Annotated in this window: 21 protein-coding genes and 1 tRNA gene; 15 read left to right on the top strand and 7 right to left on the bottom strand. The window is 68.7% G+C overall.

Translation table 11 applies throughout. The annotated features are described in order from the left end of the window. The first annotated feature begins 102 nt into the window (after positions 1-102). The 5 genes from G5B31_RS03905 to G5B31_RS03885 all read left to right on the top strand — a co-directional run bounded on the left by G5B31_RS03905 (position 103) and on the right by G5B31_RS03885 (position 4,141). A complete protein-coding gene (locus G5B31_RS03905; RefSeq protein ID WP_165014005.1) occupies positions 103-1,239 on the top strand; it encodes an aromatic ring-hydroxylating dioxygenase subunit alpha in 1,137 nt (378 codons plus the stop codon). Positions 1,240-1,259: 20 nt separating this feature from the next. After that, positions 1,260-1,673 carry a RidA family protein gene (locus G5B31_RS03900; RefSeq protein ID WP_165014003.1) on the top strand — a complete coding sequence of 138 codons (414 nt, stop codon included), beginning with the start codon at positions 1,260-1,262 and terminating at the stop codon, positions 1,671-1,673. A gap of 158 nt (positions 1,674-1,831) precedes the next feature. Beyond that, on the top strand, positions 1,832-2,509 hold the full coding sequence (locus G5B31_RS03895; protein WP_165014001.1) for a DUF1028 domain-containing protein: 678 nt from the start codon (positions 1,832-1,834) through the stop codon (positions 2,507-2,509). A gap of 49 nt (positions 2,510-2,558) precedes the next feature. Then, the gene (locus G5B31_RS03890) at positions 2,559-3,485 is read left to right on the top strand and encodes a LysR substrate-binding domain-containing protein (RefSeq protein ID WP_165013999.1); all 927 of its coding nucleotides are present in this window, start codon (positions 2,559-2,561) and stop codon (positions 3,483-3,485) included. Further along, positions 3,482-4,141, top strand: coding sequence for a CbiX/SirB N-terminal domain-containing protein (locus tag G5B31_RS03885; RefSeq protein ID WP_165013997.1), 660 nt, complete (start codon positions 3,482-3,484; stop codon positions 4,139-4,141). The genes G5B31_RS03890 and G5B31_RS03885 overlap by 4 nt, the downstream gene beginning before the upstream one ends. A gap of 56 nt (positions 4,142-4,197) precedes the next feature. On the opposite strand, the gene G5B31_RS03880 is transcribed toward G5B31_RS03885, so the two are convergent. Both G5B31_RS03880 and G5B31_RS03875 read right to left on the bottom strand, forming a co-directional pair. Beyond that, on the bottom strand, positions 4,198-5,589 hold the full coding sequence (locus G5B31_RS03880; protein WP_165013995.1) for a glutamine synthetase family protein: 1,392 nt from the start codon (positions 5,587-5,589) through the stop codon (positions 4,198-4,200). Position 5,590: 1 nt separating this feature from the next. Further along, positions 5,591-6,964, bottom strand: a complete 1,374-nt coding sequence (locus G5B31_RS03875; RefSeq protein ID WP_165013993.1) for an aspartate aminotransferase family protein — start codon at positions 6,962-6,964, stop codon at positions 5,591-5,593. Positions 6,965-7,368: 404 nt separating this feature from the next. On the opposite strand from G5B31_RS03875, the gene G5B31_RS03870 reads away from it, so the two are divergent. Beyond that, positions 7,369-7,800, top strand: a complete 432-nt coding sequence (locus G5B31_RS03870; protein ID WP_165013991.1) for a nuclear transport factor 2 family protein — start codon at positions 7,369-7,371, stop codon at positions 7,798-7,800. Positions 7,801-8,072: 272 nt separating this feature from the next. On the opposite strand, the gene G5B31_RS03865 is transcribed toward G5B31_RS03870, so the two are convergent. The 3 genes from G5B31_RS03865 to G5B31_RS03855 form a co-directional block, all read right to left on the bottom strand. Then, positions 8,073-9,236: an alpha-hydroxy acid oxidase gene (locus tag G5B31_RS03865; RefSeq protein ID WP_165013989.1), complete on the bottom strand. Its 1,164-nt coding sequence runs from the start codon at positions 9,234-9,236 to the stop codon at positions 8,073-8,075. A 127-nt stretch (positions 9,237-9,363) separates the two neighbouring features. After that, complete coding sequence (gene trpA, locus G5B31_RS03860; RefSeq protein ID WP_165013987.1) at positions 9,364-10,155, bottom strand: tryptophan synthase subunit alpha; 792 nt, start codon at positions 10,153-10,155, stop codon at positions 9,364-9,366. A 142-nt stretch (positions 10,156-10,297) separates the two neighbouring features. Continuing rightward, positions 10,298-10,711, bottom strand: coding sequence for a VOC family protein (locus G5B31_RS03855; protein ID WP_165013985.1), 414 nt, complete (start codon positions 10,709-10,711; stop codon positions 10,298-10,300). Positions 10,712-11,187: 476 nt separating this feature from the next. On the opposite strand from G5B31_RS03855, the gene ychF reads away from it, so the two are divergent. Continuing rightward, positions 11,188-12,285, top strand: coding sequence for a redox-regulated ATPase YchF (gene ychF / locus G5B31_RS03850; protein WP_165013983.1), 1,098 nt, complete (start codon positions 11,188-11,190; stop codon positions 12,283-12,285). 454 nt (positions 12,286-12,739) lie between these two features. Continuing rightward, positions 12,740-12,829 (top strand) — tRNA-Ser (locus tag G5B31_RS03845). Positions 12,830-13,461: 632 nt separating this feature from the next. On the opposite strand, the gene G5B31_RS03840 is transcribed toward G5B31_RS03845, so the two are convergent. Together G5B31_RS03840 and G5B31_RS03835 are read right to left on the bottom strand one after the other, a co-directional pair. Then, positions 13,462-14,142 (bottom strand): GntR family transcriptional regulator, encoded by a 681-nt coding sequence (locus tag G5B31_RS03840; RefSeq protein WP_165013981.1) that lies wholly within the window; start codon positions 14,140-14,142, stop codon positions 13,462-13,464. 118 nt (positions 14,143-14,260) lie between these two features. Next, positions 14,261-15,769, bottom strand: a complete 1,509-nt coding sequence (locus tag G5B31_RS03835) for an amidohydrolase family protein (protein WP_165013979.1) — start codon at positions 15,767-15,769, stop codon at positions 14,261-14,263. A 252-nt stretch (positions 15,770-16,021) separates the two neighbouring features. Between G5B31_RS03835 and G5B31_RS03830 the strand changes: the two genes are divergently transcribed. From G5B31_RS03830 to G5B31_RS03800, 7 genes are all read left to right on the top strand, one after another. Next, positions 16,022-16,912 (top strand): dihydrodipicolinate synthase family protein, encoded by an 891-nt coding sequence (locus G5B31_RS03830; RefSeq protein WP_165013976.1) that lies wholly within the window; start codon positions 16,022-16,024, stop codon positions 16,910-16,912. A gap of 38 nt (positions 16,913-16,950) precedes the next feature. Further along, a complete protein-coding gene (locus tag G5B31_RS03825; protein ID WP_165013974.1) occupies positions 16,951-17,730 on the top strand; it encodes an SDR family oxidoreductase in 780 nt (259 codons plus the stop codon). A gap of 79 nt (positions 17,731-17,809) precedes the next feature. Next, positions 17,810-18,595 carry an SDR family oxidoreductase gene (locus tag G5B31_RS03820; RefSeq protein WP_165013972.1) on the top strand — a complete coding sequence of 262 codons (786 nt, stop codon included), beginning with the start codon at positions 17,810-17,812 and terminating at the stop codon, positions 18,593-18,595. Positions 18,596-18,641: 46 nt separating this feature from the next. Continuing rightward, entirely contained in the window at positions 18,642-19,379 is a 738-nt protein-coding gene (locus G5B31_RS03815) for a siderophore-interacting protein (protein WP_165013970.1), read from the top strand. 100 nt (positions 19,380-19,479) lie between these two features. Then, positions 19,480-20,121, top strand: a complete 642-nt coding sequence (locus G5B31_RS03810) for a fumarylacetoacetate hydrolase family protein (RefSeq protein WP_165014783.1) — start codon at positions 19,480-19,482, stop codon at positions 20,119-20,121. Between the two features lie 400 nt (positions 20,122-20,521). Next, on the top strand, positions 20,522-21,514 hold the full coding sequence (locus tag G5B31_RS03805; RefSeq protein ID WP_165013968.1) for a hypothetical protein: 993 nt from the start codon (positions 20,522-20,524) through the stop codon (positions 21,512-21,514). Positions 21,515-21,561: 47 nt separating this feature from the next. Beyond that, positions 21,562-22,587, top strand: coding sequence for an ABC transporter substrate-binding protein (locus G5B31_RS03800; protein ID WP_165013966.1), 1,026 nt, complete (start codon positions 21,562-21,564; stop codon positions 22,585-22,587). The last annotated feature ends 7 nt before the right edge of the window (positions 22,588-22,594 follow it).

The following is a 22,594-nucleotide window of genomic DNA, read 5'->3' as shown; positions in this document are numbered from 1 at the left end:
CCCATCCTAATCCGCGCTGCGCCAATCCATCCTTTTTTTCCAAAGCTGAATCCCGGCAATCTCTTTTCCGACCCGCCACCCGCCCGATCCCCGGAGGCCGCCATGACCCTGCACGATCCCGCCCTCGCCGAGTTGCGCGCCAATGTCGCCCAGCCCTTCGACCGCGCGCAGGCGATGCCGAAATCGGTCTATACCTCCGCCAGTTTCGCCGAGCTGGAGCAGCAGCACATCTTCGGCCGCGAATGGCTCTGCGCCGGCCGGGCCGAGGCGCTGCCCGACCCCGGCGACTACATGACGATGGAAATCTCCGGCGAGCCGGTGATCATCCTGCGCGACCGCGACGGCAGCCTGCGCGGGCTGTCCAACGTCTGCCGCCACCGGATGAGCACGCTGCTGGAGGGCCGCGGCAACCGCCGCAGCATCGTCTGCCCCTATCACGCCTGGACCTACAATCTGGACGGCTCGCTGCGCGGCGCCCCGGCGATGGCGCGCAACGAGACCTTCTGCAAGGAAGACGTGCGCCTGCCCTCGATCCGGGTCGAGGACTGGCGCGGCTGGATCATGGTGACGCTGAACCCCGACGCCCCGCCGCCGTCCGAGACGCTGGCCGGGGTGGACCGGCTGGTCGGCCACCTGCCGATGGAGACCTACACGGAAGTCTTCCGCGAGGAATTCGAATGGGCCACCAACTGGAAGGTGCTGGCCGAGAACTTCATGGAAAGCTACCACCTGCCGGTCTGCCACGCCGGCACCATCGGCGGCGCCTCCGACCTGAACAAGATGGAATGCCCCGAGGGCGAGGAGGCCTTCAACTACCACTGGATCGTCAAGAACGACCTGGTGCCGCTGGCGCTGGCGCATCCGTCGAACACCGCGCTCACGGGCGACGACCGCCGGATCACCTGGCTGCTGGCGATCTACCCTTCGCTGCTGATCACCCTGACGCCCGGCTATTTCTGGTATCTCTCGCTGACGCCGAAGGGGCCGGGCAAGGTGCAGGTGCTGTTCGGCGGCGGGATGAGCGCCGACTGGATGGCCGACCCGCAGGCCGCCGAGCATCTGAAGGGGGTCAAGGCGCTGCTGGACGACGTCAACGTCGAGGACAAGGGCTGCGTCGAGCGGGTCTACCGCGGCCTCTGCGCCGGCCTCTCCGCCCCCGGGGCGCTGTCGCATCTGGAGCGCCCGAACTACGATTTCGCCCGCTGGATCGCCTCGAAGATCCCCGAGGCGCAGAGCTAGACCTGCAAGAAAGGACCATCATGGCCCACAAGCGCCATCGCAAGTTCAACACCAAGGACACCTACCCCGAGCAGAAGCTGGACAACGACCTGTGCCAGGCCGTGGTCGCCCGCGGCACCACGATCTTCCTGCGCGGCCAATGCCCGCAGAACCTGGACGACGCCAGGGACATCGGCAGCCACGACCCGGTGGAGCAGACCCACAAGGTGATGCAGAACATCCGGCAGCTGATCGAGGAATGCGGCGGCCGGATGGAGCACCTGTGCAAGGTCGTGGTCTACCTGACCGACGTGCGCCACCGCGAGGCGGTCTACCGGACCATGGGCGAATACATCAAGGGCGTGCATCCGGTCTCGACCGGGGTGGTGGTGACCGCGCTGGCGCGGCCAAGCTGGCTGGTCGAGATCGACGCGACCGCCGTCATCCCGGACTGAACCGTCGAAAGCCGGGGGTTTCACACCCCCGGACCCCCGTGGGATATTTTCAGACAGATGAAAGGGAAGGGGTCTTCCAGTTTTCATCTGTCCATAAATATCCTCGGGGGGTCCGGGGGGCGAAGCGCCCCCGGCGGCCTGCCGCAAGGAGCCTGCGCATGACCTTCTCGCTTCTCGCCCGCTGCCCGGAGACCGGCGCCTTCGGAATGGTGATCTCCTCCTCCTCTCCGGCGGTGGCGGCGCGCTGCGCCCATGCCCGGGCGGGGGTGGGGGTGGCGGCGACGCAGAACATCACCGACCCGACGCTGGGACCGAAGCTCCTGGACCTGATGGAAGCCGGGGCCTCGGCGGCGGAGGCGATGGCGGCGGTGGTGGCGCAGGCGGCGCATGTGGAGTATCGCCAGCTGCTCTGCGTCGATGCGCAGGGCCGGTTCGCCAGCCATTCCGGCGCGAAGACGCTGGGGGTCTGGGCGCTGGCGGAAGGCGAGGGCGCCATCGCCGGGGGCAACCTGCTGGCGGACGAGGGCGTGCCAGCGGCGATGCTGGCGGGGTTCGCGGCCGCAAAAGGCAGCTTCGGCGACCGGCTGGTGGCGGGGTTGCAGGCCGGGGCTGCGGCCGGGGGAGAGGCCGGGCCGGTGCATTCCGCCGGGCTGCTGGTGGTGGACCGGGAGAGCTGGCCGGTCGCCTGGCTGCGCGCCGACTGGTCCGAGGCCGCGACGCCGATCGAGGAGGTAGCCCGGGCCTGGCAGGTCTATCAGCCGCAGATGGCCGCCTATATCCAGCGGGCGAAGGACCCGGAATGGGCGCCCTCCTACGGCGTGCCCGGCGACGAATAGCGCGACGAACAGGCTTTCGCACCGGAGGCGGCGCCGCTAAACCTGCGGGATGCCGCTGCGCTTCACCCTTCGACAGCTGGAATACCTGGTCGCCGTGGGCGAGACCGGCTCCATCGCCGCGGCGTCGGAGCGGGTGAACGTCTCCTCGCCCTCGATCAGCGCCGCCATCGCCCAGCTGGAGCAGGAGTTCGGCCTGCAGCTTTTCGTCCGCCGCCACGCGCAGGGCCTGTCGCTGACCCAGGGCGGTCGCCAGTTCGTCGACGAGGCCCGCGCGGTGCTGGCGGCGGCGGGGCGGCTGAACGACCTGGCCAACGGCATCACCGGGCAGGTGCGGGGCCCCCTGTCGGTCGGCTGCCTGGTCACCTTCGCCCAGGTGGTGCTGCCTCGGCTGCGGCGCAGCTTCGTCACCCGCTATCCGCAGGTGGACTTCCGCCAGTATGAGCGCCACCAGGCCGAGATCCTGGACGGCATCCGGCAGGCGCGGCTGGACGTGGCGCTGACCTACGACCTCGACATCCCCGCCGATCTGGAGTTCGTGGCGCTGCTGAGCCTGCCGCCCTATGCGCTGGTCCCGCCCGACCATCCGCTGGCCGGGCGGGACCACGTCACCCCGCAGGACCTCGCCCCGCATCCGATGGTGCTGCTGGACCTGCCCTTCTCTACCGACTACTTCATGGAGGTCTTCCGCCCCCACGGGTTGCGCCCGCGGGTGGTGGAGCGGACGCGGGACATGGGGGTGATGCGGGCGATGGTGGCGAACGGCTTCGGCTATTCCATCGCCAATATCAGCCCGCAGTCGGCCCTTGCCCCTGATGGCCAGCAGCTGCGCCATGTGCCGCTGCACGGCGCCGATCCCCTCAGCCTCGGCCTCGTGCTGGCCGAGGGGGCGACCAGCGCGCTGACCATCCGCGCCTTCATCGACCATTGCCGCGAGGCGGTGACGGCGCCGCTCCTCTCCGGGGCGGCCGCACCGTGAGCCGGGTGCTGATCGTCGCTCATGGCCAGCCCTCGGACCCGCTGCCGGCCGCCGCGGCGCTGGACCGGCTGGCGGCGCAGGTGGCCCAAGGCCTGCCCGGCTGGCAGGTCCGCGCCGCCACGCTGGCCGAGCCGGGGCGGCTGGAGGCCGAGGCCGCGGGCGAACCTGGGATGGTCTTCCCGCTTTTCATGGCCGGGGGCTGGTTCACCGGGGCGCAGATCCCGGCGCGGCTGCGGGCAGCGGGGGCCGAGGGCTGGCGGCTGCTGCCCCCCTTGGGCAGCCTGCCGGCGTTGCAGGACCTGACCGTCGCGCTGGCGCGGGACAGCGGAGCGGAGCGGATCTTGCTGGCGGCGCATGGGTCGTTCAAGTCGCGCGCGCCGGCGGCCATCGCCGACCGGATGGCGGCGCGGATCGCGGCCGAGACCGGCATCCCGGCGGCGGCGGCCTTCATCGAGCAAAGCCCGCGGCTGGAAACCGCCACCGGCTACTGCCCCGGTTCCGCCTGCCTGCCGTTCTTCGCCATGGCGGGCGGGCATGTGGAGGAGGACCTGCCGCAGGCGCTGGCCCGGGCGGGATTCCAGGGACGCATCTTGCCGCCGGTGGGGCTGGATCCGCGGGTGCCGGGGCTGATCGCGGAGGCTTTGCGGCAGGCGTAGGGTCCCGAGTTTTCGTCGAAAACTTGTGAATTACGGATTTTCGGCGAAAATCCGGGTCAGACCGTGTGTAGGTAGAGGTCGAAGTCCACTTCGGAGACCGTCCGCATCACCCGGGCATATTCCGCGGCCTTGATCGCGGTGAAGGTGCGGTGCATGTCCTCGCCCAAGGCGTCCTTCAGGAAGTCCGAGCGTTTCGCCGCCTCGATCGCCGATTTCCAGTCGGTCGGGATCGCCGCGGCATCGGCGGTCTCGGCATAGGCGTTTCCGGTGACTTCCGGCCCCGGGTCGGTCTGCTGCGCCATGCCGCGGCGGATGCCGGCCAGCACGGTGGCCGCCACCAGATAGGGGTTGGCGTCCACCCCCGCCGGGCGATGTTCGATCCGCCGGGCCTTGATGTCGCCCGCCGGAATCCGCAGCGCCACCGAGCGGTTGTTTACCCCCCACGAAGGCGAGACCGGGGCGTAGCTTTGCGAGGCGAAGCGGCGCCAGGAATTGGCGTGGGGGGCGAAGACCAGCATCGATTCCGCCATGGTCTCCTTCAACCCGCCGAGGGCGTGCAGGATCGCCGGGTTCCACCTGCCCTCTTCGGCCTCGACGAAGACGTTCTTCCCCGCATCGTCCAGCATGGAGACGTGGAAATGCATCCCCGAGCCGGCGTAATTCTCGTTCGGCTTGGCCATGAAACAGGCGGTCACGCCATGGGCGCGGGCCTGCGCCCGGACGATCCGCTTCAGCCGCATCAGGTCGTCGGCGGCCTGCATCACGTCGGTGCGGTAGTGCAGGGTCAGCTCATACTGGCCGGGGGCGTATTCGGAGATCAGCGTCTCGGCGGTGATCCCGGCCTTCTTCGCGCTGGCGTAGATGTCGGAGAACAGCGGCAGCATCCCGTGCAGGTGGTCGACCGAATAGACCTCGGTCTTCCACGATTTCCGCCCGTCCAGCACGTCGCGGGCGGGCTGCATCTTGCCGTCCGGGCCGCGCTCGTTGTCCAGCAGGAAGAACTCCAGCTCGAAGGCGCCGGCGGGGTGCAGCCCTTCGGCGGCCAGCGCATCCACCTGCCGCTGCAGCGCGTGGCGGGGGTCCGAGGTCATCCGCTGGCCGTCCAGCGTATACATCGACATGAAGACCTCGCCGCGGGGCGGGTTGGTCCCGTGCAGCGGCACCAGGGTGCCGGGAATCGGCCAGGCCCGCAGGTCGCCGTCGCCCTGATCCCAGATCAGCCCGGTCTCGTGGACATCCTCGCCGCAGATGTCCAAGCCGAGGATCGAGATCGGCAGGTGCCGGCCGGATTTGTAGAAGGACAGCAGCTCGTGCCGGCGGATGATCTTGCCGCGGCCGATGCCGTTGGCGTCGTGCAGCACGATGTCGAAGGCCTCGATGTCCGGGTGGGCGGCAAGGAAGGCTTCGGCCTCGGCGGGGGTGGAGCCGGAGGGGCTGGTCTCGGTCATGTCAGGCTTTCGCGAAAAGGTCGGTCAGGAGGGAGTCGAAGCCGGCGATCAGGCGGTCGATCTGGGCCTTCTTCGTTGCCGGGCTGACCAGCATCATGTTGTGGAAGGGCGCGATCAGGCTGCCGCGGTTGATCAGCCCGGTGTGGAGCGCCGCCTCCAGCTGCGGCTGGTGGGCGAAGCCGGCCTCGGTGCCGTTGCGCAGGGGGCCGGGGGCGCAGATGAACTCCACCCGCGCGCCGACGCGGACGACGTGCCAGGGGGCGCCATGGGCCTTGATCGCCTTGGCGAGGCCATGGCTCAGCCGCTCGGCGCCCTTTTCCATATGGGCATAGGCGTCTTCCGTCATCACCTCGGAGAGGGTGGCGACCAGGCAGGCGAATTGCATCGGGTTGGCCGAAAGCGTGGTGCCCATGCCGGAATGGCCCGAGGGGCGGCCGGCGTTCACCTCCTCGTATCGCTGCGCGATCTCGTCTGTCATGCCCCAGACCGCGGTGGGCATCCCGCCGGCCACGCATTTGCCGACGACGAACATGTCGGGGGACAGCGAATGGACGCTTGTATAGCCGCCGAGGCCGGACGAGATGGTATGGGTCTCGTCGATGATCAGCAGCGCGCCATGGCGGCGGCTGAGCTGGCGGAGGCCGTCGTGGAAGCCGGCCTCGGGCAGGACCATGCAGGAATTGGTCATCACCGGCTCGGTCAGGATGGCGGCGATCTCGCCGGTGGCCAGCGCGGCCTCGACCGCGGCGAGGTCGTTGAACTCGACGCAGGCGGCGCTGCCGGTCAGGTCGGCGAACTGGCCCAGAAGGCCGGGGCGGTTGACGGTGCGGCCGTTCTGAAGCGTCACCATGGTCTCGTCGACGGTGCCGTGGTAGCAGCCGTTGAACACCAGCACCTTGGGCCGGCCGGTGACGGCGCGGGCGACGCGCAGGGCGAAGCGGTTGGCGTCGGTGGCGGTGGTGGCGATCTGCCAGCGGAACCTGCCGAAGCGGTCGGTCAGCAGCTGGCCCGCGTCCAGCGCGGCCTCGGTCGGCAGCATGTAGGTCAGGCCGCGGCGGGCCTGGTGGCGGATGGCCTTCGCCACCGGGGCAGGGGAGTGGCCGAACATGCTGCCGGTGTCGCCGAGGCAGAAATCGTCCAGCCTGTTGCCGTCGATGTCCTCGATCCTTGAGCCATGGGCCTTGGCGACCAGCGGCAGATGCGGCATCGGCCAGTCGGCCATCCAGTGCATCGGCACGCCGGAGAGGAAATTGCCCGCCCCCTTCGCCAGTGCGGCGGCGGCCTTGGGCCGGGCCCTGGCATAGGCGGCGGCCTCGCGCGCGGCGAAGGCCTGAAGACGGTTCTGGCGGACCCCGGCTATGGTCTCGGCGGGCATCTGTCCGGCTCTCGCGGCTGGGGATGATGGCGCGCACTATGCCGCAGGATTTGATCAAATTGCAAGGGGCGAGAGGGGAGGCGCGGGCGGGAGTTCCGGCGATCTTGGCGAAGGCCATCGCCTTCGCCACAGCACGACGGTTCCCCCTGTCTGGCCGGGTGCCCAAAGCACCCGGCCAGCGCCCGCCCGCCCCTCGGCGGGCGCTTCTCGCCCGCCCGGGCAGGCGCTGGCCTATGTGGTCTCTCACGGTCACCGTCTCCGGGGCACCCGCCGCGCACGGGCGGGGGCGAGGCAGTGCCTCGCCTTGTCCCGCCCGGCCGGCACCCGCCGCAGATGTCGACCCTCCCTAGCCTCCAATGCCCGGAACCCCCATATCCCCCGATGCCCCGGATACAGGAGGAGCCATGGAACAGGCCGTCAGACAGTTGTTCGAGCGCTACGCCGGCTTCTTCGCCCGGTCGCTGGCCGGCGAGCCGGACCCGGAGGAAGCCGCCGCGCTCTACGCCCCCGAGTTCATCGCCGCCACCCCGGCCGGCATCGCCACCGGCAAGAACGACGCGGAGTTCCTGAAGGCGATGCGGGCCGGCTACGAATATTACCGCAGCATCGGCACCCGAGAGATGCGCATCCGACACCTGCATGTCGCCTGCATCGACGACTGGCACTGTCTGGCCCATGTCGCCTGGACCGCGGTCTATGCCCGCGACGACCTGCCGGAGACGGAGATCGACTTCGAGGTCCATTACCTCGTGCAGGTGCTGAATGGGGAGCCGAAGGTCTTCGGCTGGATGTCGGGCGACGAACAGGCGCTGCTGAAGGCGCGCGGGGTGGTTTGAGTGACGAGACCCCGGACATGGGGCGCCTTGGCGTTACCTTCCCGATGAAGCTCCGGCCGGGTCAACAGGCGCGTCAGCGCCCCCGGCCAGCGCCCGACCGCCCCCCGGGCGGGCGCTTCTGCGCCGTCGGTTCTCCGCTCGGGCCGAAGGAGAGGCCGCACCATAAAGCGCCTGCTACGCACCGTCGGAGGCGCCCACCCGCGGTCGGGCACTGGCCTCTGTTGCGCGCGGATGACCGCAATATCCTGCGAAGCAGACATGCCGCCGCGCGCCTACCCCCACCGCCCCTCGAAATCCTCCGGCACCAGCAGATCGTGTCGACCCACATCCCGCAGCCTCCGCTCGCCGCAGAGCGCCATGGTGATGTCGATCTCCTTGCGGATCACCTCCAGCGCCGCGGTCACGCCGGCCTCGCCCATGGCGCCCAGGCCGTGCAGGTAGGCGCGGCCGATCATCGTGCCGGTGGCCCCCAGGGCCAGCGCCTTAAGCACGTCCTGGCCCGAACGGATGCCGGAATCCAGCCAGACCTCGGTCTGGCCGCCCACGGCCCGGACGATGGAGGGCAGGGCGCGGATGGAACTCAGCGCGCCGTCCAGCTGCCGGCCGCCGTGGTTGGAGACCACCACGGCATCGGCGCCGGCGTCCACCGCCATCTGCGCGTCCTCGGCGTCCAGCACGCCCTTCAGCACCAGCTTGCCGCCCCATTGGTCGCGGATGCGGGCGACCTTGCTCCAGTCCAGTTTCGGATCGAACTGCTCGTTGGTCCAGGCGGTCAGGTCGGCGAGGTCGGTCACCCCCTTCACATGGCCGACGATGTTGCGGAACTGCCGCCGCGGCGTCCGCGCCATCGCCAGCGCCCAGCGGGGCCGCCGCAGGATGTCCAGCAGGTTGGGGATCGTCGGCCGCGGCGGGCTGGTCAGGCCGTTCTTCAGGTCCTTGTGGCGCTGGCCCAGGACCTGGAGGTCCAGCGTCAGCACCAGCGCCGAGCAGCCGGCCTTCTTCGCCCGCTCGATCACCGCATCGACGAAATCCTCGTCGCGCATGACGTAGAGCTGGAACCAGAAGCCGGGGCCGGCATGTTCGGCCACATCCTCGATGGAACAGATCGACATGGTGGAGAGCGTGAAGGGCACCCCGAAGCGGGCGGCGGCGCGGGCGGCGAGGATCTCGCCGTCGGGATATTGCATCCCGCAGCTGCCCACCGGAGCCAGCGCCACCGGCATCGTCACCGGCTGCCCCAGCATCGTGCCCGAGGTGTCGCGGTCGGAAAGGTCGCGCGCCACCCGCTGCCGCAGCCGGATGAGGGAGAAATCGGAGCAGTTGTCGCGGAAGGTCTGCTCGGTATAGCTGCCGGACTCGCAATAGTCCCAGAACATCCGCGGGGTGCGCCTGCGGTGCAGGCGTTTGAGGTCCTCAATGCAGGTGATGACGGGCATGGCTTTCCCCGGAACAGTCGGAACTGGTCAGAAGTCTTTACCGATGTTCAGGGGGCGGCGCAATTCGCCGCCACGATGATTTCCGCGCGGAAATCGTGCCGAAATCCGCGCGGATTTCGGCGGGGGCTCAGGCCGAATGCGCCCCGGTCGCCAGCGCCTTCACCTTCGCCAGCACCTCGGCCGGGGCCTTGCCCTCGCCGATGTCCTTGACGATGGCCGAGCCGACGACGCAGCCGTCCGCCACCCCGGCGATGGTCTTCGCCGCCTCGGGCGTGGTGATGCCGAAGCCGACGATCACCGGCAGGTCGGTGGAGCGCTTGATCCGCGCCACCTCCGGCCCGACATCGGTGGCCTGCGCCGAGGCCGCCCCGGTGATCCCGGTGATCGAGACGTAATAGACGAAGCCGGAGGTGTTCTGCAGCACCTTCGGCAGCCGCCTGTCGTCGGTGGTCGGCGTCGCCAGCCGGATGAAGTTCAGCCCGGCGGCCTGCGCCGGCAGGCACAACTCGCTGTCCTCCTCGGGCGGCAGGTCGACGACGATCAGCCCGTCGATCCCGGCCTCCTTGGCCTCGGAGAGGAAGCGGTCGACGCCGCGGGAATAGATCGGGTTGTAGTAGCCCATCAGCACGATCGGGGTCCTGTTATCCCCGGCCCGGAAGGTGCGGACCATCGCCAGCACCCGGTCCATGGTCATGCCGGCCTCCAGCGCCCGCTGGCCCGCGGCCTGGATGGTCGGACCGTCTGCCATCGGGTCGGTGAAGGGCATCCCCAGTTCGATGATATCCACCCCGGCTCCGGGCAGGCCCTTCACCACCTCCAGCGAGGCGGCCTCGTCCGGGTCGCCGGCCATGACATAGGCGACGAAGGCCTTCTTCCCTTCGGTTTTCAGCCGCGCGAAGGTGTCGTCGATCCTGGTCATCTGCATCCCCTGCCATCCCCCTTGGCATCTGCCATGGCGGGGCAGGGGAAATCAATGGGGGCGGGGCTTCGGGTTTTCGTCGAAAACCCGTCCTGTCCGAGTTTTCGACGAAAACTCGCTGCGCGGGCGATGGGGCAAGCGCTCACCCCTGCTGGCGCCAGGGCGCCGAGACCATCCAATGGGTGCCGAAGCGGTCCTTCAGCATCCCGAACCCGTCGGACCAGAAGGTCGGCTGGTAGTCCATCATCACCGCGCCGCCCTCGGCCAGGGCGGCGAAGATGCGGCGGGCCTCGGCATCCGATCCGGCCTCGTGGCTGATCGTCACCGACTGCTGCGGTTCTCCGGCATGGCCGGGCGGGAAGTCCGAGGCCATCAGGCTGCGCCCGCCGGCCGCCAGCGTGGCGTGCATGACGAGGGACGAGGCCTTCATCTCGGCGGTGGCATCCGGCGCCTCGGCATAACCCATCATGGTCAGCGTGCCGCCGAAGATCTGCCGGTAGGCGGTCATCGCCTCGCGGCAATTGCCCTGGAAGTGGAGATAGGGGTCGAAGGACATCGCCGTTCTCCCGCTGGTATCCGTGCAGGGTAAAGGGGAATCGGCGGGTCGGGCAACGGGGGGCCGGTCGGCGGAGCCGGGATTGGCGGGTTTCGCTCTTGCCGTTTCTCCCATTGCCATGGCGAAGGCGCGTGCCTTCGCCACGGCGCAACGGTTGCAACTTGGACCGGCCGGGCCCCCAAGGCCCGGCCAGCGCCCGCCCCGCCCTCGGCGGGCGCTTCTCGCCCGCCGGGTCGGGCGCTGGCCTCTCGGGGTTTAGCATGGCCAATGTCTCCGGGTGCTGCCGCCGCGCACGGGCGGGGGCGAGGCAGTGCCTCGCCTGATCCCGCCCGCTCCAGCGTAGGGAGGTGTGGTTGATCATCTTCCGCAATTGCATCCGATCGCCGCTCCGCGACCCTGTGCCGGGAAACCTTGATCCTTCCCCCCGCCCCCCGTAGAAGCGCCCCGTTCGCGGCGCAGCGCCAATGGAGGGCAGCATGGGTTTCAGGATGGGCATCGTCGGGCTGCCGAATGTGGGCAAGTCCACCCTCTTCAACGCGCTGACCCGCACCGCCGCGGCGCAGGCCGCCAACTTCCCCTTCTGCACCATCGAGCCGAACGTCGGCGAGGTCGCCGTTCCCGACGCCCGGCTGGAGGTGCTGGCCGCCATCGCCGGCTCGAAGCAGATCATTCCCACCCGGATGACCTTCGTCGACATCGCCGGCCTCGTCCGCGGCGCCTCGAAGGGCGAGGGGCTCGGCAACCAGTTCCTCGCCAATATCCGCGAATGCGACGCCATCGCCCATGTGCTGCGCTGCTTCGAGGACGGCGACATCACCCATGTCGAGGGCCGGATCGACCCGGTGGCCGATGCCGAGACCATCGAGACCGAGCTGATGCTGGCCGACCTCGACTCGATCGAGCGCCGCCGCGCCAACCTCGCCCGCAAGCTGAAGGGCGGCGACAAGGAGGCCGCCGACCAGGACCGTCTGCTGGCACTGGCCGAGAAGGCGCTGGCCGAGGGCCGCCCCGCCCGCAGCGTGAAGGTGTCCGAGGACGACGCCCGCGCCTGGCGCCTCCTGCAGCTGCTGACCGCCAAGCCCGTCCTCTACGTCTGCAACGTCGAGGAAGGCTCCGCCGCCACCGGCAATTCCCGGTCCGCCCGCGTGGCCGAGATGGCGGCGGGCCAAGGCGCCGGGGTGGTGGTGATCTCCGCCCGGATCGAGGAGGAGCTGGCGCAACTGCCGCCCGAGGACGCTCAGGTATTCCTCGAAGAGATGGGCCTGCACGAGGCCGGGCTGGACCGGCTGATCAAGGCGGGCTACGACCTGCTCGGCCTGCAGACCTATTTCACCGTCGGCCCGAAGGAGGCCCGCGCCTGGACCATCCAGAGGGGCACGCTGGCCCCGCAGGCGGCCGGCGTGATCCACGGCGATTTCGAGAAGGGCTTCATCCGCGCCGAGACGGTGGCCTACGAGGACTACGTTGCCGGCGAGGGCGAGGCCGGCGCCAAGGAAGCCGGCAAGTTCCGCGTCGAGGGCAAGACCTACGAGGTCAAGGACGGCGACGTGCTGCACTTCCTGTTCAACGCCTGAGGGAGCGAGGCAGGGGGCAGCACCTCCGGCGCAATGCGGTCTCGCGGCGGGTGCGGGCGGCGGCGAGACAGCGCCGCGCTTCCGCCTTTGCGGGACAGGTCTGCCCGGCTGTCCTCCCGCAAGAGTTGCCCGCCCCGGTCCGGCGTTCCGCTTCCGCTTTCAGGCTGAAGCTGTCCTCTCCGCGTGCAGGACCTGGGACGGTCCAACGTGATCTCCGCTCCCCTGCGGAGGGTCCCGCGCGTGTGGACGTGACTACGATATTTCATACATCTGCATCCGCCGGGCCTGCCCGGTCTCGTCCCTCGCGCGGCGACTTGGGCCAGATCGTGCCGAACTACAGTCTGGGACTGGGGGCCGAAGGCGCCGCGACTGCCGTTCGGCATCATCCTTGGCCCCGATCATGCCCGACCTTTCCCCCTTGCCCCCGCCCGCGCGCCCCGATAAACGGGCAGGCGGAGTGGTGGCCGAGTGGTCGAAGGCACACCCCTGCTAAGGGTGCAGGCGGGGAACCGTCTCGAGGGTTCGAATCCCTTCCACTCCGCCATCCATTCTCCGGCTATCTAACCCATTGAATCAACCGGAGGAATTTCTCCGTCATTTCCGCCGCTTGCGTGGTATCGGAGACGCATTCCCCGTCTCCGCGCACACCTATCTCCCCTTGAATCCGCGATTTCGCGCGCCCGGTCTTCGTTGGCGAAGGGACGGTCTGGATCCTGATTTCCCTGCCATTCCCTGACGGCCGCGGATTTGCAGGGAAATGCCTTCTCTCCCGTCGGACAGCCCGTGCGATTGTAGCGCGACACGAAATTTTGCAGCGTGCGACACGAAGATTTGCAGCAGCGCAGTTTTCTGGAACGGGGTGATCAAGGGGTCTTCAACTTGCGCCCGAACGGATGGAACGGAGAGGTGTAGCCCCGCTCCATCGTCCCGTCGGCCAGCTTCCGCTGCGGGAAGGCGTCGAGGGGGCCGCCCGGATCGACTGCGACAAGGTCGTGGCGGAGGGGATTCGGGCCAGATATGGTCTGGTCCAGAGCGCAGGCCCGAGCCATCTGGCCGGCGACTGGATTTCCCCGCCATATCCCGCCGGTGGCCGACGGCCATCCTGCGCCCGGTCATCCCCGGTCTCCCGCGGGGTTGCCCGCTGGGATCGGGTCCATCGTAACGGGATCGGCAGGATCAGAAGGTGCTCATCACGTTGAGGATGCTCTGCTTGCTGTTCTCCAGATGCCGCTCCATGGCGGCTGCGGCGGCCTCGGGGTCGCGTTTGCGCAGCGCCTCGATGATGTCGAGATGCTCCCGGCTGCCGGGCACGAAACGCTCGGGCATCCGCTTGATGCTGAAGATGCGGGTCTTGCGGCGCAGGTTCTTGATCATCTCGGCCAACGTGGAGTTGCCGGTGGCCTCGGCGATGTCGCCATGCAGCAGGTCGTCGGCATCCCAGTGGTTGCCGAGTTCGGGCACCGGCCTGCCCATCTGGTCGGAGAACATGCCTTCCAGCTTTTCCAGCGTCTCGTCCGAGATGCGCGAGGCCGCCAGCCGCGCCGCTTCGGTTTCCAGCAGCTTGCGGACATAGAAGATGCAGACGATCTCGTGGAAGGAGAAGTTGCGGATGGTGATCAGCCGCCCGTTGTAGCGGGTGACCAGGCCTTCGGATTCCAGCCGGGTCAGCGCCTCCCGCACCGGCGTGCGCGAGATGTTCATGTCGATGCTGAGCAGCCGCTCGTTGATCATCTGGCCGGGCTTGAGGCTCAGGTTCATGATCCGCTCGATCAGCGTGTCATAGGCGACCTCGGAAAGGCTTCGGCCGTCGGCCTCGGGGGGGGAGGCCGACTTGTTCGACAGGGCAGTGCTCTCCATCATCCGTCTCTTGTCTGTCCCGGTTGCGTTGTTGTCGTCCGACCCGCCCCCGCCCGGTCCGGTCGCGCAATCCCCGTTCCGCGACACGTCCCGGGCAAAGCGCAGGAAGGCGTCCGCGTCATCGGGCCGGAAGACCGGCAGGCCGCCGGTTCTGCCGGTGCAGGCCATGGCCGATCCGTCCCTGCCGCCGCAACACCCGCCCGGGCCGGTTGCCGGTAGGTTTGCCATTCTGCCAGACGGTCTCTCCGTTGACAACGACCATCAGTATACCATCGCTGACACCGTCGACATTCTGGTAGTCCGCCCGGTCGATCACCGTCCCGGGATCGAAGAGCGTCAGGTCGGCCCAGGCTCCGGGCCGGATCACGCCGCGGTCCTTCAGTCCGAACGACTCCGCTGCCAGCGAGGTCATCCGCCGCACCGCCTCTTCCAGCGGGAAAAGGCCGAGATCGCGGCAGTAATGCCCCAGCACGCGGGGGAAGGTGCCCCAGAGCCGGGGGTGGGCGCGTTCGTCATGGGGCAGGCCGTCCGACCCGATCATCGCATAGGGGCGCGACAGGATGCGCTGCACGTCGTCTTCGGACAGCATGAAGTAGATTGCCCCGGCGGGCAGCAGGCGCCTGCCGGCCTCGACCCCGTCGACCCCCCATTCCTCGGCGATGTCGGCCACGGTCCTGCCCGCCATCTCGGGGAAGGGCGTGGACCAGGTGACGATCACCTTGTAGCGGCCGTCGCAGCGGCCGGGGTCGAGCACGGTGGAGCCGGCGTTGTAGGGATAGACGTCGATGGCGACAGTCTGTTCCTCGCGCGCCCGCTCGATGCGTTCCAGGGTCTCGACCGAGCGGCCATGGTTCCTGGCGTCGATCAGCTTGTGGTGCGAGATCTGCACCGGCACGTCGCCCTCGCGCCCGATGCGCAGGGCCTCTTCGATCGACGGGTCGATGTCGTCGGCCTCGTTGCGCATATGGGTGGTGTAGATGCCGCCGTGGCGGCCCACCACCCTGGCGATCTCGATCACCTCTTCGGTCGCCGAGGCCTTGGCAGGCGGATAATGCAGCCCGGAGGACAGGCCGAGCGCGCCGGCCTCCATGCATTTCTCCATCGCTTCGCACATCCTGGCCGTCTCGTCGGCGGTGGCTTCGCGGTCCAGCCGGTCCATGGCGCCGTAGCGCAGCGCCGAATGGCCGACCAGGACGCCGGCGTTGACCGCCGAGGGGCTGGCTTCCAGCGCGTCGAGATAGCCGGCGAAGTCCGGGAAGGCATAGCCCTCGCGCGCGCCCAAGAGGCCGAAGGACATCGGCCAGGCGCGCCCCTCGGTCGCCCGGATGTCGACCGGCGCCAGCGAGAAGCCGCAGTTTCCGGTGATCACCGTCGTCACGCCCTGGCTGATCTTGTTCGGCAGCAGCGGATTCGACAGCAGCACCTGGTCGTCGTGGGTGTGGACGTCGATGAAACCCGGGGCAAGCGCCTTGCCTTCCGCGTCGATGCAGGTGTGTCCCTCGTAGTCCGGCAGCGTGCCGACAGCCTCGATCCGGGCGTTCCGCACCGCCACATCGGCGGGACGGCCCGGCGCCCCCGTGCCGTCGATGACCCATGCGTTGCGGATCAGGAGATCGCATGTCTTCATTTGAATTCTGCCTTTCTCGTCAAGGAGGAAGCGCCGCCGGAAGCATGGGATCACGGCTCAGGATTCGGTTGGCCGACTTGTGATCCAAACAGGTTGCGCCATAGTTATTTCATTGGTATACCAAACTGGAAATGCGAGTCGAGCAAGAAAATTCAACACTCTAATGGAAGTTCCTCGCCAGCCTTGGCCCATGCACGCCTGTGTGGGGCGCGGCCGGAAGGGCCTTCTGCGATCTGATCCCGGAGCAAGAAGATGACCAGCAGCAACGACAGGGCCGACCGGCTTTCCGGCCTGTTCAACATCACCGTCACGCCCTTTTCGGCCGATGGCGCCATTGACGGTGCGGCCTTCGCCGACGCCATCGAGCGGGTGATCGCGCAGGGGTTCGACGGGCTGCTGATCGGCGGGACCTACGGCGAATTCGCCACCATGGATACAGCCGAGCGCGCGGACCTGTTTCGCCGCGCGGTGGAGGTGGCCGCAGGTCGCGTGCCGCTGCTGCTCTGCACCGCCGACTCGGACCCGCGGGTGGTGCGCGAACTGACTGCCCTGGCCGAAGACCTGGGCGAAGTGCCCATGGTCATGCCGCCCTATGTCTCGGAAGTGAACGACGACCATATCGTCGCCTTCTTCGAGGAGATGTCGAAGATCTCGCGGTCCATCATGATCTACAACGCGCCGGGGGTCGGCATCACGCTGTCGCCTGCGCTGATCGAGCGGCTGGCCGGGGTGAAGGGCGTCATCGCCATGAAGCAGGGGGCGCTGCATCCGCTGGTGGTGGACGACATCCTCGGCCGGGTGAAGGGGCGGCTGAAGCTGTTCTGCGCCTCCGACCTGCAGATGCTGGGGCCGATTGCAGCCGGTTTCGACGGCGTCAGCAGCACCAACAGCTGCGCCTTCCCGGAGCTGATCCATGCGATCTATCACGAACTGGCCGAGGGCAATGCGAAGAAGGCCGGTGCGATGCAGCATTCCTGGCAGGAATATCGCGCCTTCGCCCTGAAGAAGGGTCAGCCCCAGACCACCAAGGCGGCGATGACGCTGCGCGGCTGGGTCGGCGGCCATGTGCGCGCGCCGCTGCTGGACCTGGGCGCCGCGGATAGGGAGGCGCTCGGCGCCATCGTGAAGCGTCTGGGATACTGACGCGCCGCCGGCGCATTCCCGAGCTTAGGGAGGCAGACATGGATCTTGGCCTGGCAGGGCGCCGTGCGCTCGTCTGCGGGGGCAGCAAGGGGCTCGGCTTCGCCTGCGCCAGGGCACTGGCGCAGGAAGGGGTGGCCGTGACCATCACCGCGCGCGGCGAGGCGGGCCTTGCCGCCGCCGCCGCCGCGATCCGCGCCTCCTGCGGCGCCGAGGTCGGCTGGACGGCGGCCGACATGCGGTCCGAGGCGGATCGCGCCCGGCTGGTCGCCGGCGTCGGCCAGGTCGACATCCTCGTCACCAATGCGGGCGGCCCGCCGCCCGGCGATTTCCGCAACTGGTCGGCGGCCGACTGGCACCGGGCGCTGGAGCTGAACATGCTGGCCCCGATCGACCTGATCCGGCTGGTGATCGACGGCATGACCGCGCGCGGCTTCGGGCGCATCATCAACATCACCTCGGGCGCGGTGAAGGCGCCGCTTCCGGGGCTTGGCTTGTCCAACGGCGCCCGGGCGGGGCTGACCGGCTTCGTCGCAGGGCTCTCGCGCGAGGTGGTGCGGCATGGCGTGACCATCAACAACCTGCTGCCGAGCGCGTTCCGCACCGAGCGGCTCGACCTGACCGCCCGGACCATCGCGGCCGAAAAGGGCGTTCCGGAAGAGGAGGCGATGGCCGACCGCCTGGCCGGGATACCGGCGGGACGCTTCGGCGACCCCGACGATTTCGGCGCGGCCTGCGCCTTCTTCGCCTCGGCCCGCATGGGCTATGTGACGGGCCAGAACCTGCTGATGGACGGCGGCAGCTTCCGCGGCACCCTGTGATCGAAAGGCCCGGGCGGGCGGCATCCGCCCGGGGCGACAAGAACCCCCGGACGGCCGGGGCGGCAGATGGAGGAAGAAGATGGATCTGGGAATTCGGGGCAAGGTGGCCCTTGTGTTCGGCGCCGGTGGCGGGCTCGGCGGCGCCATCGCCACGGCCCTCGCCGCGGAGGGGGCCGCGGTCGCGGTCGCCGACATCGCCGCCGAGGCGGCAGAGGCGCGGGCCGAAGCGATCCGCAGCGCCGGCGGCCGTGCCATGGCGCTGGTCTGGGACCTGTCGGACCACGCGGCGATCCCGGACCGGCTGGCCGCGGTCGAATCCGGCCTCGGCCCGGTCGACATCCTGGTCAACAACACCGGCGGCCCGCCGCCGACGCCGGTCTCGGGCCAGCCCGGCGAGGTCTGGCTGCGGCATTTCCAGTCGATGGTGCAGTCGGTCATCCTGATCACCGACGCGGTCCTGCCCGGGATGCGCGCCCGCGGCTGGGGCAGGGTGATCACCTCGACCTCTTCCGGCGTGGTGGCGCCGATCGCCAACCTCGGCCTGTCGAACACGCTGCGCGCCAGCCTGGTGGCCTGGTCGAAGACGCTTGCCGGCGAAGTCGGGCGCGATGGCGTCACCTCGAACATCGTGCTGCCCGGCAGGGTCGCCACGCAGCGCATCACCTTCCTGGACGAGCAGCGCGCCAAGCGCGAGGGGCGAAGCCTCGAAGAGGTGCAGGCCGCCTCGACCGGCACGATCCCGGTCGGGCGCTATGGCCGCCCCGAGGAATATGGCGATGCGGTGGCCTTCCTGGCCTCGGAGCGCGCCTCCTACATCACCGGCACCGTGCTGCGGGTGGATGGCGGGCTGATCCCCAGCATCTGACCGGCGGCTGGGGCACCCCTCCGACCGGAACGACACGAGGTCCCGGATGACGACCGATCCTCCGCCCGCCCGCCGCAGCCTTGCGGAATGGGAGTTCACCGTCCTCGACTCGGCGCTGGTGGCGCCGAGGATGATGCGGATCGGCCTGACCTGTCCCGATCTGGCGCGGTTCGACTATGCGCCGGGCCAGGCCCTGCGGATCGCGGTGCCCTGCGGGCGCGACGGCGTGGGCGAGCGCGACTACACGATCCGCGGCCTCGACCGTGCGGCCGGGCGGATGGACGTGGACGTGCTGCTGCACGGCGATACGCCCGGTCCCCGTTGGGCGCGCTCTGTCGTGGCGGGCGACCGGGTCCGCGCCCGCGGTCCGCGCAGTCCGGTCCGGCTGTGGCCGGGGCGGGACTGGTATCTCCTGGCAGGAGACGAGACGGCGATGCCCGCGATCCTGCACATGCTGGAAACCCTGCCCGCGGGGGCCACCGCCCGGGCGTTCGTGGAGATCGCGGACCCGGAGGACCGCATGGAGGCCGCGATCCGCCCCGGAGCCGCCCTGACCTGGGTCCTGCGCGGTCGGGGCGGGTCGCCACACGCGGAATTCATCGGCCAGGTGCTGGAATTCCCGCGCCCGCCCGGGCAGGGTCAGGCCTGCGTCATCGGCCAGACCGGCCCGGTGCAGGCGATCCGGCGCGGATTGATGGCGGCCGGCATGGCCCGCGAGGACATCGCGGCGGAAGGATACTGGCGCCCCGGCCGGACCGGCGGCGTCATCGAAAGCCTCGACTGACCCCCGGGCCTTCCCGGATTCCACCACAGGAGCAAATCAGGTGCAGCCGCAATCCCCGTCCCATGTCTTCGCCCCGCCGCCGGTTCCGGCCGTGCCGGTCATGGGGTCTTCCGGGCTTTTCCCGGTGCGCAGGATCTATTGCATCGGGCGCAACTTCGCTGCCCATGCGATCGAGATGGGACATGACCCGGACCGCGAGCCGCCGTTCTTCTTCCAGAAGAACCCCGATTCCGTCCTGCTTCCGGGCCGGGACCTGCCTTACCCGCCCGGCACCGCGAGCCTGCACCATGAGGTCGAACTGGTGGTCGCCTTGGCGTCGGGCGGCCGCGACATTCCCGAGGCCGGGGCGTTGGAGCGTGTGTTCGGATATGCGGTCGGGCTGGACATGACGCGCCGCGATCTGCAAGCCGAGGCGAAGAAGGCGGCCCGCCCCTGGGAGATCGGCAAGAGCTTCGAGCATTCCGCGCCGGTCGGGGAAATCGTGCCGGCGGCGGTGTCGGGCCATCCGATGCGCGGCGGCATCCGGGCGCTGGTGAACGGCAGCCAAAGGCAGGAAGGCGATCTGGCCCAGATGATCTGGAAGGTGCCCGAAATCATCGCCCATCTGTCGCGCTATTTCGAGCTGGCGGCGGGGGACCTGATCTTCGCGGGCACCCCGGCCGGGGTGGGCGATGTCCGGCGCGGCGACCGCATCCGGGCCGAGGTGGACGGCCTGCCCGCGCTTGAGGTCACTGTGGTCTGACCGGCCCGCCGACAGGCAGGGCAGCCTTTCCGCGCGCCGGTAGATCTGCGCGCGGTCCGCATTTCTGTCACGGCGATCCGGCTGCGCGCCGATTCGCGGCGAGGGGCGCGCTCCCGGCCCGCATCGCGCAGCAGGGCCGATGGCGACGGCCGAATACCTGAGCTTCGGATGGATAATTTGCGATTTCACCAGTGACCCGACGCCGCCGGAGACTTGGGGCTTGACAGGTTTCCGTTCTGGTATACCGTTGGGATGTGTTCGGTGGTCCAATGATGTATCTTACTCGGAGCGGCGTGCCGATCACGCATCGCCTGTAGCCGGAAGCCGGAATTCCGCCGCGGCGACAGCTGCGGAAAGACGGGCGCAGCGTGAACTTCTTCTTTGACGGAAAGGAAAAATCATGGCGGAACTGGTCCTCGCTATCGCCACGTCCCACAGCCCCACGCTCCTGATGGAGCCGGGCGCGTGGCTGGCCCGTGGCAAGAGCGACGATGTCAGTGTGCACGCGCTTTACGATTTCGACGGCAAGCGGGTCACCTACGACGAGCTGCTGGCGAAGACCCCCGCCAGCATGGCCGACGAGATCAGCGCGGACGTCCTGGCCGAGCGCCATGCCCGCAACCAGGCCGGCATCGCCGAGACCAAGCGCCTGCTGCAGGAGGCCAGGCCCGATCTGGTCGTCATGATCGCCGACGATCACTGGGAAGTGTTCAAGGACGACAACATGCCCATGATCTCGGTCCACTGGGGCGAGAAGCTGCCCTATGTCCCCGAGGGGATCATGGTCTGGAAATATGACGAGACCCTGCGTCAGGCCGACTGGTATCCGCAGGAGGAAAAGGAATATCCGGTCGATTCCGCGCGGGCCAAGCGTCTGCTCGGCGACCTGATCGCCCGCAAGTTCGACGTGTCGCACACCAAGTATTATCGGGAAGGGCAGGGCATGACCCATGCCTTCGCCTATGTCTACACGCGGGTGATGGACGATGTGGTCTATCCGGTCATTCCGGTTTCCATCAACACCTACTTCCCGCCGAACCAGATTCCTGCCCGCCGGGCCTTCGAACTGGGCGCCGCCATCCGCGAGGCGATCGAAAGCTGGGACGAGCCGCTGCGCGTCGCCGTCATCGCCACCGGCGGGCTGAGCCATTTCGTGGTGGACGAGAAATTCGACCGCGAATTCCTCGACCTGATGGAAAAGGACGATGTGGAACTGCACGCCGCCCTGCCGGAAGCCAAGCTGCAATCCGGCAATTCCGAATTCCGCTGCTGGTCTGCACTGGCCGGGGTGGTCTCGGGGATGAAGATGAACCTCATCGACTACATCCCCTGCTATCGCAGCCCGGCCGGAACCGGCTGCGGCATGGCCTTCGCCACCTGGGAAAAGAAATAACAACCCGCCCGGGTCCCAACAAACCACCGATGAACAGGGAGTTCACGATGTCCTACCAGACCCTCAGCTGGGGGCGGCTCGCCGCCTGCGCCATGCTGGCGCTCGGCGGCGCCCCCGGCGCCGTCCTCGCCCAGGACCTGACCGCCGTCACGCTGCAGCTCGATGCCGGCTATTCCGGCGCCAATGCCGGCTTCATCGTCGCCAAGGAAAAGGGCTTCTTCGAGGAAGCCGGCCTGGACGTGTCGATCACCCAGGGCAAGGGATCGGGATCGACGGCCCAGATCGTCGGCGCCAAGCAGGCCGACTTCGGCTTCTCCGACGGGTTCGTCGTGGCGAATTCGGTCTCGCAGGGGGTCGACATCCGCATGGTGGGGGCGATCTACCGCCGCAACCCGACCGCGATCATCACCATCGAAGGCTCGGGCATCGAAAGCCCCAAGGATCTTGAAGGCCGCACCCTGGCGCTGCCGACCGGCGTCGCGGCCTACCAGCAGTTCCCGGCCTATACCCGCAACTGCGGCATCGACGCCGAAAAGGTGCGCAACGTCAACGTCGACCAGGTCTCGGAAGAGGCGGCGCTGCTGGCCGGACAGGTGGATTCCATCGCGGCCTTTGCCCAGTCCTCGCTGCCGGCGCTGGAGCTGAACACCGACAAGAAGCTGGTCACCCTGTGGTTCGCCGATTGCGGCATATCGACCGTGGGGGCGGGCATCATCGTCCACAACGACACCATCGCCGAAAGGGCCGACCTGATTGCCCCCTTCGTCGAGGCCGCGGTGAAGGGCTTCGTCTACGCCCGGGCCAATCCCGACGAGACCGTCGACATCGTGATGAAGCACCAGCCCGCGACCGACCCGGCCATCGTCCGGCGCGAGCAGGAACTGTCTTGGATCAGCTGGGGGACCGAGGCCTCGATGGGCTTGCCGCTCGGCCGGATGGACGAGGGCGACTGGAAGATCACCGTCGACATCGTGAACGAGAACACGACCGGCGAGCAGATCGAGACCGCACAGGTCTACACCAACGACTTCGCGCCCACTGCGGAAGACTACATCCCGCAGAAGCCCGAATGACCTGATC

The sequence above is a fragment of the Rhodobacter sp. SGA-6-6 genome, from assembly GCF_011043545.1.
Taxonomy (GTDB): domain Bacteria; phylum Pseudomonadota; class Alphaproteobacteria; order Rhodobacterales; family Rhodobacteraceae; genus Pseudogemmobacter.
This window is presented reverse-complemented; position numbering and strand designations above follow the sequence as displayed.